Origin of the sequence: Mesorhizobium sp. B2-4-15 (assembly GCF_006658505.1) — a bacterium.
GTDB lineage: Bacteria > Pseudomonadota > Alphaproteobacteria > Rhizobiales > Rhizobiaceae > Mesorhizobium.
Genome location: NZ_VFUZ01000029.1, coordinates 1 through 12,232, shown reverse-complemented (window position 1 = coordinate 12,232; position 12,232 = coordinate 1). Strand labels below are relative to the sequence as shown.

The 12,232-nt window shown below is 64.4% G+C and carries 6 protein-coding genes; 2 read left to right on the top strand and 4 right to left on the bottom strand.

Annotation, left to right across the window (positions count from 1 at the left end):
* Positions 1 to 500: 500 nt before the first annotated feature.
* From FJ930_RS25555 to FJ930_RS25540, 4 genes are all read right to left on the bottom strand, one after another.
* The gene (locus FJ930_RS25555; protein WP_181763463.1) at positions 501 to 3,029 is read right to left on the bottom strand and encodes a patatin-like phospholipase family protein; all 2,529 of its coding nucleotides are present in this window, start codon (positions 3,027 to 3,029) and stop codon (positions 501 to 503) included.
* 676 nt (positions 3,030 to 3,705) lie between these two features.
* The gene (locus FJ930_RS25550; protein WP_140741312.1) at positions 3,706 to 4,737 is read right to left on the bottom strand and encodes a hydroxyacid dehydrogenase; all 1,032 of its coding nucleotides are present in this window, start codon (positions 4,735 to 4,737) and stop codon (positions 3,706 to 3,708) included.
* An 866-nt stretch (positions 4,738 to 5,603) separates the two neighbouring features.
* Positions 5,604 to 6,809, bottom strand: coding sequence for an NAD(P)/FAD-dependent oxidoreductase (locus FJ930_RS25545; protein WP_141840598.1), 1,206 nt, complete (start codon positions 6,807 to 6,809; stop codon positions 5,604 to 5,606).
* Positions 6,810 to 6,899: 90 nt separating this feature from the next.
* Entirely contained in the window at positions 6,900 to 8,411 is a 1,512-nt protein-coding gene (locus FJ930_RS25540; RefSeq protein ID WP_141840597.1) for a formyl transferase, read from the bottom strand.
* A gap of 330 nt (positions 8,412 to 8,741) precedes the next feature.
* Here FJ930_RS25540 and FJ930_RS25535 point away from each other — a divergent pair, with 330 nt between their 5' ends.
* On the top strand, positions 8,742 to 10,808 hold the full coding sequence (locus FJ930_RS25535) for a Wzz/FepE/Etk N-terminal domain-containing protein (RefSeq protein ID WP_246677023.1): 2,067 nt from the start codon (positions 8,742 to 8,744) through the stop codon (positions 10,806 to 10,808).
* 1 nt (position 10,809) lies between these two features.
* Positions 10,810 to 12,186 (top strand): VpsF family polysaccharide biosynthesis protein, encoded by a 1,377-nt coding sequence (locus FJ930_RS25530; RefSeq protein WP_210245380.1) that lies wholly within the window; start codon positions 10,810 to 10,812, stop codon positions 12,184 to 12,186.
* Positions 12,187 to 12,232: the final 46 nt, after the last annotated feature.

Below are 12,232 nucleotides of genomic sequence, written 5' to 3'. Positions count from 1 at the left end.
CGACGCGAATCGTGGCAGGCCTTCTGGAGTAGGCCGGGCTTCCCACCGCTCGGCCTTTTTGCAAAGCCTATCGGCGGGACGATCGTTCCATCACGACCGGAAGCCCGCCCCTTAAGGGCGAAGCGGGCTTTCCCAAGCTCGTCAATACTGGATTGGCATGAGTGCCAAGATCAGCCGCAAGGATGCGAAATGGGGCAGGCGACGGCGGCAATCGCCGACAGCCTGTCGCGCTTCACCAGCACTGGCTTCCGATAGGTCTTTTTCATGTGAATCCCCCATGTCCCAATACGCCTGAGGTAAAGCGCCCGAGACCGGATTTTGTCAAGCGTGGCCGGAATAAAGAAACCCCGCCGGCCGAAGCCTGGCGGGGTGTTGATTGGAGGAGTGAATCGAATGGGAGACGATCCGCTTGCACAACGCGGTCGCCGCGCAAAGGTTCCAGCGCCTTTCGGGCGGCGCAATGGACGCGACCGTCCTTGCCCAGTTGCGACGGGTCCAAGCTAAAGGTGGGCCGCCGTCGCCGCCGCCATTGCTTTCGGCACGTTGAGCAGAGCCAGGGCCGCGGCGACCTGAGCCTTCCAGCCTTTGGGCATTTCCACCGGATTTCCGTAGCGGTCGGCGCCGGTCAGAAGCCCGCGTGCCGCGTGGAACCCCAAGGCACGGTACGCTTCGAACTGCTCCTCGGTGAAGAACTGGTCGACGGTCGTTTCGTGGGGAAAGGTGGGATGGCGCCTGAAATGGTCGAGGATGTAGTCGTTCTCATCGCCGCTCAATGACGACTTGATGTAGATCAGGACGCCTGTTTCGTCGTCGTCATATTTGATGACGCCGATCGCGGCATGCGGGCCATGCCGGCCAGGCGGTCCGTCGGGCCCATAGGGCGCGGTTGGCGTTATGCGCAGTGCGTTGGCCTCAATCGCCTGCCACCCCAGATCGATTCTCACGCCGAGGTCGATGCGGGCCATGACCTCCAGATTGACCAGCGATGGGAATGTCAGGGCCTGGTCGGCCTCGGCATCCACCGCGAGGATCACCTTGCAGCGGCGGCGCAGCAATTCGTAGATGCCGAGGTTCTCTATGTGGCCGCCATCGGTCAGGTAGACGTTGAGCCGGTTCTCGTTCAGGAGCCCGGCCGTCTCCGCCGCGAAATACCAGGTGCCGACATTCGCGATCCATTGGTTGAAGCGGTTCTTGAAGGATTCGATCCGGGAAGGGTTGGCCAGCCAGTAGCCGAGCCGGATGTTCAGCAGGGACAGGCTGAACGTGAGGATTTTTGTTGTCTGCCGTCCCATATTCGCCGATGCCGCCGCACCCGATGTCGCCATTGCCGTGGCGAGGCTGAGGTCGGGCACCACCTTCTCCATGTCCGTCGAAGCGACATAGCCGGTCGACTGGCTGCCGACATGCAGCGGGCTGAAGATGAAATTGTCGGCGTTGCGGCCGCGCTTGTTGAGGTCCTTCGAGCCCTCGAGGTTTATGGCGGCATTGGACAGGAGATAGGGCGAGAAGGCCGCCCCTTCCTTCCAGTTTCCGGTCTCATCGACCGGCTTCAGGGACGAAAATTTCCAGGTGTCGACAGCGTCCGACGGCTGCTTGCCTATGCTGCTCCTCTGCATGAGGAAGGCGCGGCTGAGACGGTCGCGATAGAGCCTGTGGAGCGAGTTCGAATTCGGTCCGATCAACAGGCAGATGGCCGAGAGGAGCAAAGCGACGCCCAGGTAAGTCGCGCCGATGGGGCCAAGCCGGGAAAGCGGGCCGATATACCAGTCCGCCTCGCATTGCGTGACTGTCTTCAGCCAGCCCGGTGTTTCCACGCCGCACCACTCGTCTCCTTTGCGGATCGCCCAATAGCTCAGATAGATGTACGTCACCCACAGCATGAACGGCACGATCACCGCGGCGAGGTAGAGGACGAGCCGGCTGCCGTTCTTCTTGATTGTCGCGCTCCAGCTTACATCGCCAAGTGCCGCCTCGGCGAGCTTGGCGAGTTTTTGCGAAACCGAAATCAGCACCGCCACCGTCGGCACGAGCACGCTGGCAAGCGAGGGCAGAATGCTCGCGAAGGCCGACAGAAAATCCTGGAACGGCTCTGCCAGGACGAATGTCTGGTCGGTGGAACTGATGACCTTGTCGTTGGCGTTTGCAAGCATGCCCGAAAGCACCAGGGGCTGGATGTCGATGATCGCCGAGGCGAGCACCACGGCGATCAGCGCGCCAAGGGCACGGCCGAGAATCTCGCGGCTCCTCAGCGAGCCGGTGCGGAAGGTGAGGGACGTGTAGAGCGCGCTGCCGAACATCAGAAACGCCGCCAGCGCGGCAAGCACCACGGTATGCGCGAAGTACTTCATGGTCGCGCCGAGCATTGGCAGTTTCGAGGCCGAAATGCCGAAAATGCCGGGCCTCACCAGATCCGCTACGGTCGGGTTGATCGCGATGGTGAGCACGGCAAGCAGCAGCAGGGCCGGCAGCACGATCAAGGCATTGACCAGCAGGCCCCGCATGACCAGCGCGATACTGACCAGATAGTCCGCGGCACCGCTGGGCGCGAGGAAATTGGAGAAGTCACGCAAATGCTGTGTTTCGGGCGTCTCCGCTTCGTCGAGCCGGCTTTCGAAGGGGAATGTGCGGCTGTCCTGCATCATTCCGGCCACGACCGAAGTGCCGATATAGCCGCCGCCCGAGACGGTGGAGAGATAGTCGATGGCATCGAGCGGGCGTGGACTGCCCGCCGGCGCCAGGGATTCCAGCGCCTGCAGGACGCCGAGGCAGTAGGAGGCCGAGCGCACGCCGCCGCCCGAGAGCGCCATGCCCGTAAGATTGCTGGCTTTCTTCGTCCTGATCGCACCGCGTTCCGTGTCGGACCTTGCCTCGTCGATCGCCGCATCGCCGCGATCGACGAGGAAGTGGCTGGTGGCTTGGCTGGTGCCGTTTGCCCTGTGTTCGGCCACGGCGCCGCCGCGGATGCGCATGCGGCGAAAATTGACGGCGCTCAGTTCGCGGCGGAAGACCTTGATAAAATCCAGGGGCACGCCGATCGCCATTGTTTAGGAACCGCACGCTGTCCGTATTGTAGGGAAAGATCCTTGCGCCACTAAAGCGCGTGCTGCGCGCGTTGTCCACAGCGGGCCGGCGCGCGATATCATTACTGGCACACCGGCTCTTTTTGTTGCGCCTGGTCTCGTCAATTCTGGCAGCGCCGGGGCGATGACCATGCGGCACTCCAGTCAGGCTCGGATTGGAGTGCCGCTGCCCCCCGCATACGCCGTTTTTGAGCGGCCCTGAAGAACTCAGCGCCGAAGCGGTCCGCATCCTTGTCGATGAGGCTGCGCGGCTTGTGGCGGGATATCTGCGCTCATTCGGTTTCGAGGACAGCCTCGCTGCCCTCGAATAGCCGACTTGAGGGCGCCAGCAAAAGCTTCCGATGTTCTCAAGAGCTTCGGCGATTTCTTGTGTTCAGTCCCCGCACTGGGAGATCGGACAGGCAATTGCGGTAACCGACGACAGTTTCTGACGCTTCAGAAGCGTCGGCTTCACATAGTATTTCTTCATTTTATTCCCCTTGCCCAAGTTCACCAGCGGACCTGACCCGAAGAACAGGCTTATGTCAAAGCGTTTCAATCTCTGGCGTTCGCAGTCTTTGCTGTTTTAGCTTCCGCAGATGCCAAAATCACCACAACCGGCGCAGCGGCTGCGTGAGGCTGCCCCTCAATTCCTGTCCGACGGCTTGGAGCGCATCCTCGACACCGTCTCACGCTCCGCCCGCTTGGAGCGCAGGGGCGGCAGGCCGCGGTCGATCAGGTCCATATCCTCCAGCACCATGTCGCCCATGCGCTTGAAGGCGATGTCGAGCGCGCCGGCGCGGTGGGCGGAGCGCAGGAAGCCCGCAATCGTGCGCACCGGATGGTCGCCCGCCAGCGGCTCTTCCGGGAAGACGTCGCTGGCGGCAACGATGTGGCCGCTCTTCACCGCCGCCATCAGGGCGGGGAAGTCAACGACGCCGGCGCGGCTGAGCAGGATGAAGGCGGCGCCCTTGCGCATGCTGGCAAAGGCATCGGCGCCGAGAAAGCCCTGGTTCTCGGAGGTCACCGAGGCGACGACGAAGACGAAGTCACTTGATGAGAGCACGTCCATCAGCGATGCCGGCTCGACACCGTTGTCGATCAGGATCGATGGCGGCAGCCAGGGATCAAAGACCTTTGTGCGGGTGCGGAAACCCGACAGCAGCCGGTTCAGGGCGCGGCCGAGATCGCCGAAGCCGATAATGCCGACATCGGCGCCCGAGAGCAGCCGCGCGGTCCGGTTGCCGTCGCCGCCCCACAATTCCTTGCCCTGGCGAAAGGCGAGATCGGCGTCGACGATGTCGCGGGCGAGGTTGAGCGCCATGGCCAGGCCAAGCTCGGCCACCGGCTCGGCGAAGACCAGGCCTGTCGTGACGACATGGATGCCGCGCGCGAAGAGCGTCTCGTAGGGCATGTTGTTGATGAGATTGGTCTCGACATTGAAGACACAGCGCAGCGCCTGCATCTCCCCCAGCGTCTCCAGCGAGATCGGCGGCTGGCCGATGATGTAACGGGCCTGCGCCAGCACGTCGGCCGGCAGTCTGGCGACGCCGTCGGCCGTGGTCTCGATGACGCGGTAGTGCGCCTTGAGCCGCGCCAGCTGCGGCGGCGTGAAGATCAGCTCGAGCGTGCGTGGTTCGGGCGCGCTGATCACCAGCGGCAAGGCGTTGTTTGGCATGGCAGGTTCCTCCCGGCGCTATTCAGGCACGCCTTCACGGAAGAGAGAATACCGCCGATGAGCCGATTTACCGCCAAAAATCGATTTGAGGCCGGGCGCATAATCTGGCAACCGCGCATGAAAAAACCCGCTGGCCGAAGCCAGCGGGCGATGGAGGTTCTTGACCTTGTGGCCTGTTTCAAACAGGGCAGGTCGATGGTGTGCAAGCGGCGGTAACGGCCGAAAGCCTCTCGCGCTTCAGCAACACCGGCTTCTGATAGGCCTTCTTCACGTGCAGTCCCCAGTCTTCCCTCTAGACGCAAGCCTGCTCGCGCCACCGGGGATTGTCAACGCAAGACGCTGAAACGGCTCGACCGAAAAGCCGGCAGTGTGGCCGATTCGCAATAGTGCGATGGCGGCGCGCGCCTGGCCCGGGGCGCGGCCGGAAGTCGGAGCCACATCGCCGTTGATATTGCGCCGCGACGGGTGATCTCCCGGCTGTCACCACCATGTTGTGACAGCGTGTCCTGGCACAATTGACACCGCACGGTGAAGCGGTTCTTTTGGCGATGTATCCAACGCGGAGGGCACTATCCGATGAAGAAATACGAGAAGCCAAGCTGGCGGAAGCGTGAGCGGTTGTCGGCCGTCACGGCTGCACCCAGTTCTTCGAATTCGCCGGCCTGAGCGGATCAGGCATAACGCTTTCGCCTGGCGAAGCGAAACTCCAAGGCGCGGTCGGTTGATCGCGCCTTTTGCTTTCGCAGGCAGGTAATTGCGTGGGTGAGGGAACTGGCCCTCAAAAGGCTGGCGCTTCCCTTCTCCGCGGGGAAAGGAGAAAGGAAAGACGCCTCTGCTTTCGATTGCGGGAAAAGGTGGGAGACCCCTCACGCCATGCCGGGCTCCCGCCGCAGTCCCAAATGACGCATCTTGCGGCCGATGATCATCAGTTGGCGCGCCGTGTTGTTGCGCAGTCGGCGGAAACGCCATTCCAGTCCGGTGCCCGCGGTGATCGCCCTGGCATAGTGGCTGACACGCATACCGTCCTCATCGGCGGCTATTTTGACTGGATCGTCATAGAAGGCGCAGATCTTGTCAGCCGCCATGCCTGGCGTTTCGAGCCAGCGCGGAATGTGAACAGAGTGGAGCTGATCGACATCGGTCATTACCCGCACGATGCCGACGCCCGGCGTTGGATCCGTCGTGCAGAAGGCGTCGCCGACAAACACAACCCCGTCACGCCGATGCCCTTCCGTCCTCGTCAGATCGATCGGCCTGATCTCGACAGGCCCGCTGATCTTGAAGTTTCCGCACTGAGCCGCGATCTCCGGCATCATTTCGCAAAGCATTTTCTGCGGATCCTTGCGGAACGCCTTGGTCCACGGCTCGCCCGCCTCCCGGTACCCAAACATGTTCCCACGCATGACGCCATTGATGGGAAACACGCTGAGATAAGCGATGCGGTCCTCCGGTCGCCTGGCGAAACAGGTGACTGCCTGATAGGCGCATTCGTCCGGCGGGGTGGCAAGATCGAATCCGATCGAAAGCGAATGGCCCTTTGACTCCTCGATGCGGCGGACGCCAATGGCGCGCCGCACGGCTTCGCTGTGGCCGGTGGCCACCACCACGAGCCGCGCCTCGATGACGGCGCCGGTGTTGAGGACAAGCCGCTGCTTGTCCGGTCCGGTCATGATCTCGGCGACCTTGCCCACGGTGACCGGTACCTGGGGCGGCAAGGCGGCGCGCAGGCCGTTGATCAGCGCGCCATAGGAAAAACCATATTCCACGCGCCGCTCGCGTGCGAACAGCTGGCCAAGGCGAAAGACATGGATGTCGTCCATTGACGTCATCAGAGGCAGCACGATCGAGTCGAGGCCCAGCTTCTCGAACAGGTGCGTCTGGTCCGTGCCAAGCTTCTCGGCCCGGAACTCGTCGGGATGGGTCCGATGCGGATCGACCAGCGCGACCTTGCGGCCGGCGTTTCCCAACACCGTTGCCAAGGTCGTGCCGGCCAATCCGGCACCGACAATCGCCACGTCGACTTCGGTCGGGACAGCCTCGGCGGTCATGTCGCCGCCCTTTATGCTGGTCATCTTCCCCTCTCCACAATCCGTAGTGGAAAATATCTTCCGGACCCTTATCAACCTCAAGCAACCGGCGCGGGTGGCTGGTTTAACCAATGTTCAGGTTGATGACGGTCGCCTCTTCTGTTTCCAGCGCGGCGCGATCGCCGAGCCATCGATGAATTCCAGCCCGCCCGCCGCGTTGAGCGTGTGCAGCTTGCGCCCATTCCATAGCGCACCAGGAGTTAAGATCGTCTCGACCACCTGCTCCATGCCGTTCACATCAAGGTGAGCAATGCGTGCGATGCCGAGGGCCGCGCCATAGCTCCTGCGACAGTCCTGCACGGGGCGCAGCAACTGGCCGTTGCGTTCCACCATGCGGCCAGCCGGGCGCGCCGAGGCGATGTCGACCAGAACGGGATTCTTGGGGTGCGGCGTCCAGGGGCCGCGAAAGTCCGGCGCCGACCACAGGTGCAGCGCGTCGGAGAAGGCGCCGCCACCGTCGCGTACGGTGGCGAACAGCCACCAGCGCCCGCCATGCTCGACCAGGGTGGCGTCGCTGGCGACGATGTCGGACAAGAGCGTCGCTTCCTTGACCCAGCCGCCGGGGAAGGCTGTCGCCCGGTAGAGATCGACCGTGCGGTTGGCGCAGCTTTCCGGCACCATCCAGACTTCGCCGTCGCGCTCGAAGACGAAGGGGTAGGAGAGATGGTAGGGCAGGTCGAGCACCGGCTCGGGACGTCCGATCGGGCCTGTCGGACCGAACGCCACGGCGGAGATGATGGCCTTGCCCAGCCGATGGATATAGTCCTCGACGAACAGGGTTACCTGTCCCTGGTAGAGGATCGGGAACGGATCGGCGTAGAAGCGGCTGCCGTCGTCGGGCAGCACCCGCCAGCCCGACGCAGGATGCGTGCGCAGGTCGAACAGGTCGCGACCATCGGTCTGGCGCCAGCCCACCTTCCAGTGGGGGGCGTTGTAGCAGAGGTGGTAGATCTTCTGGACGATCCGCCGCGCCAGCGCCTTGCCTGCCCTGACGCCGAGCTTGGCGGTGGAGGGAAGCTGCGGAAGAGCATCCGCCTGCGCCGGCTCGGGCAGGACGGGCAGGGCGGCCCGCGCCGCGCCCGTCATTGCCGCCAGGATCAGGCTTGCCGTGCGCGCCAGCATGTCCTGGAAGGAGGCAAGCGCAACGCCGCCATATTCGGTGCCAAGGCGTCCTTCGGCCACCACTATGCCGTTCTCCTCGATGCGTGCGACCGGCGTGCGGCCGTCGAGGATCGACGCCAGCAAAGCCGCTTCGCCGGCGGCGCCGTCATAGGTCACGCGCCAGACGCGCGTTCCATCCACATGCGCGTCGCCGCAGAGGTCGAGCACGAGATCCGCTGGAGCGGGCGCCTGTGTGCGGTGGGGCGCCAGCGCCGACAGCGGCAAGCGCTTGGCCGGCCCGTCCGCGGGCAGGCCATGGATGGCCGTTTCAAGTTGGAACAGCGCCGCGGCGCTGCCTGGAATGCCGCCCCCGGCCGGCCTGGCGTCGACGCGAACCTCGACATCCGCCAGCGCGGCGAGGCGCTGCAGCAGCATAAGGTGAAAGGCACGCACGCACTCGCTGTCCAGGCGCAGGCTCACCCGCATGTCGCACCCCTAGCATTCCAGTGTCCGGTATCCGGCTGGTGTTCGAATTCCGGACATGGGAGGGGGCCGGACGGATGGGCCGGAGTGAAGTGCTGACCCATTTCAATCCGTCTCCTGCTCGCCCGCGCCCGTATCAGCCCGCCCGTGCCTGTATTACGCAAGCTCCGTGCCAAAAATCAGAAGAGCTCCCAACATAATTAACAGTGTTTTAATGGTTGGAGGAATAGCTAGGTGAAGCCGCAATTTAAACTTGCGGGCTATGGAGTGTTGTCGGAGCGACCTTTGCAATCATCCCTGCTCTCGTTGCCGCAACAACACGCTCCGGAGGTGATGCAACCTGCTCCGGAGCCCGTGCCGGCGCCGTCCCATGCGTCCTCGACCGTCGAGCTGGGTGATCTGAAGCGCATATTGGTGCGCCGCCGTTTCCTGATCTTCGCCACCGCCGCGCTGCTGACCCTTGTGGCGCTGTTCTACGGGCTGTTCACGCCGGCGCTCTACAGCTCGGTGGCGGAAATCATCATCGACCCGCAAGACCTGCAGGTGGTCACCAACGACGTCAATCCGAGCCGCGTTCCGCCCGATGGCGGTATTACCATAGTGGAAAGCCAGGTCGCCGTCGTCCAGTCGACCGGCGTGCTGCTGAGGGCCATTCAGGCCACCAACCTGACCGAGGATCCGGAGTTCAACGGGCAGGGCGGGTTGTTGAGCCACTTGCTGGGCTCGGGGTCGGCCGAAACCGACAAGACGGCGAACACGCTCGATGCGCTGCGCCGGCGACTGGCGGTGAAGCGGGCCGACAAGGTGCTGGTTATCGATGTGATCATCACCGCCAAGAGCCCCGACAAGGCCGCGAAGCTCGCCAATGCGATCGCGCAGGCCTATCTGGCGGACCAGGCCAGCGCCCGCGCGCAGGCCGCCACGGAGGCTTCCAAATCAATCACCGCGCGGCTCGACGAGCAGCGCAGGCGCGTCCAGCAGGCCGAGAACGCCGTCGAGGCCTATAAATCCGCCAACAACATGGTGATGGCGGCGGGCAATCTGGTCAGCGACCAGGAGCTGACCGAGATCAACACGCAGCTCTCGGCCGCGCAGAGCCGCACCGCCGCGCTGAAGGCGCAGGTCGACCAGCTGCGCCGGTCCGGCGGCGCGCCGGACGCGACCTCGGAAGCCATGCGCTCCTCGGTGATTTCGAGTCTGCGGGCGCAGGAGGCGACGCTTGTCGACCAGGTCTCGCAGCTTGGCACGGAACTCGGGCCACGCCACCCCTCGATGATCGCGGCCCAGCAGCAGCTGCGCGACACGCGCGCGCTCATCGCGCGTGAACTCGCCCGCATCGCCGCCGCCGCCGAAACCGACTATGAGCGGGCACTGGCCAATCAGCAGGCGCTGGAAGCCAAGGTCGCCGGCATGAAGAGCAAGTCGCTCGACACCGACCAGGCCTCGGTCAGGCTGCGCGAACTGCAGCGCGACCTCGAGGCGGTGCGCTCCGTCTACGCCACCTACCTTCAGCGGGCGCAGGAGACGCGCGAGCAGATCAATGTCGACAGCACCAATGCGCGCATCATCTCCGACGCCATGCCTGCCCTGAAGAAGAGCTGGCCGCCGCTGCCGCTGCTGCTCATCGGCGCGCTCTTCGGCGGGCTGGGGTTGGGCACCGGCATGGCGCTGATCGCGGAATATTCCTCGCCGACCGTGCTTTCCCGCGCGCAGATGGAATCGGCCATCGAGGCGCCGGTGCTGGGCGTGCTGCCGGCGAAAACGGGGCGCCGCCGCTGGTGGCCTTTCGGCAGCGCCATGCCGGCCGGACAGAAGATGGACGCCGTCGCCGGGCTGGCGCTGAGGCGCCTGTTCTCCGCCAGCCGGCGGCCGCCGGATTGGCCTCTGGTGCCGTCCATACTGGTGACATCGCCGCCGCAGGACGCCGCGCAACGGGGCCGGGTGGCGCGCCTGCTCGCCAATGCCGCGGCCGCCAGGGGCAGTCGTGTCCTGTTCATCGACACCAGTGCCGGCAGCGGCAAGAAGGAGCCGCAACCCGGCCTGCTCGACGTGCTGCGCGGCGAATATGCCTTCGAGGCGCTGAGCCAGCATACGCCCGGCAGCAATGTCGCGGTTCTGGGCGGCGGCCGGCCGAAAGCGGGTGTCTCGGAGGCACAGAGTGTCTATTTCACGCAGCATATGCTGGCCCAGGCCGGCCGCAGCTTCGAACTCGTCGTCGTCGACGGCGGCGCGCTGGCCGACAATCTCAACGCCTCGCCGCTGGTCGCCATGGTCGACGAGATCGTGCTCGTCGCCACGCTGAACTCGACGCCAATGCGCGACGTGACGGCCGCCTTGCAAGCCATTTCAGTCATGGGGCGGTTGCCGACCGGCGCCATGCTGGTCGACGAGGCGGCCTGACATGTCCGCCATCCGGCCTGCCGTCCGGGCCGCCGCCCCGGCAGCCGGCTGGGCCGTTCCGGTTCCGGCCGGCGCCGGCAATTCCCTCGACTGGGTGACCGGCTACGGCCTGGTCGCGGCGGTGGCGTTGCTGTTCGGCATTTCGGGCGGCATGCTGTGGCTGGTGGGTTACAATTATGACGGCCTGACCGGCAATCCGGCCACCAAGATCCATCCCTCCACCTATCTGCTCGTGCTGATGTTTGCCTGGCGCGCCTGCACGTTCGGCAACCCGATCGGTTACGTGGTGACCGTCGCCGACAGGCGGCCGGCCAGCGCGCTGCTGGCGGTCATCTCGATCGTGCTGCTTGTCGTCGTCATCGTGCGCCAACGCCCCGGCATGGCCGGCATGATCGACACGTTCGTGGCGCCGGCGCTGCTGGTGCTGGTTCTGGCCGAGAACGACGAAAAGACATTCGCCCGCCTGCAAACGGCGGTGCATGCGATCATGACGGCGAATGCGCTGCTGGCGCTGTTCGAGTTCGCGACCAAGACGCTGGTCTTCCCCTATCGCCTCGACGGCGAGGTGTTCGTCAACGATCTGCGCTCGACGGCCCTGCAGGGACATCCGCTGTCCAATGCCACGATCACCTCGATCTATGTTCTCACTCTGCTCTCCGGTTCGAAATCGCTGTCGATGCCGCTTCGGCTCGGGCTGATCGGCCTGCAATTCGCGGCGCTCGTTGCCTTCGGCGGCCGCTCCGCCATGGTGCTGACGATCGCGCTCGGCGGTTGCTATATTCTCATTCAGGGCCTGCGCACCTTGCGCAAGGGGCGCGTCAACCTGCTTGGCGCAGCGCTCGGCTTCATCCTCGCGGCGCTGATCCCGGGCGTCATCGCGCTCGCGGCGTCGTACGGTTTCTTCGACGCGCTGCTCGAACGCTTCGTTTCGGACTCAGGCAGTGCCAATGCCCGCGTCGAAATGTTCGACCTCTTCCAGCATCTGGAACTGCGCGACCTGATCGTGGGGCCCGATATCGACCTGGTCGAGACCCTGCGCCGCATCAGCGGCCTCGAACAGGGCATCGAGAATCCGATCATCCGCATGGTTCTCTACCAGGGTGCCTTCTTCACTCTGTTGATGGTGTTCGGTTTCGCACTGTTCATGCACGAGGTGGCCCGCCGCTGCCATCCGGGAATATGGCTGCCGATGCTGGGCTGGCTGCTGCTGCTCAACACCTCCGAAAGCCTGGCGTCGAAGACGACGCTCATGACCAAGTTCGTGGTGCTGGCGCTGGTGCTGTACCGGCCGGCGCGGGCGGTGGGGCGAGGGCGCCAGGCGACGCCGCTCCCCGCGCTTCGTCATCCTAGAGCGTTTCATAGCTTGAGAGAATCGTAGGATTCCCACGGGCTCCGTTTTGTGATTCAAGATGCAGGCTGGACGG

Coding starts and splice junctions, on each gene's coding strand:
- FJ930_RS25550 (WP_140741312.1), bottom strand. CDS start 4,737: ATGCCAAACAACGCCTTGCCGCTGGTGATCAGCGCGCCCGAACCACGC.
- FJ930_RS25545 (WP_141840598.1), bottom strand. CDS start 6,809: ATGACCAGCATAAAGGGCGGCGACATGACCGCCGAGGCTGTCCCGACC.
- FJ930_RS25540 (WP_141840597.1), bottom strand. CDS start 8,411: ATGCGGGTGAGCCTGCGCCTGGACAGCGAGTGCGTGCGTGCCTTTCAC.
- FJ930_RS25535 (WP_246677023.1), top strand. CDS start 8,742: ATGCAACCTGCTCCGGAGCCCGTGCCGGCGCCGTCCCATGCGTCCTCG.
- FJ930_RS25530 (WP_210245380.1), top strand. CDS start 10,810: ATGTCCGCCATCCGGCCTGCCGTCCGGGCCGCCGCCCCGGCAGCCGGC.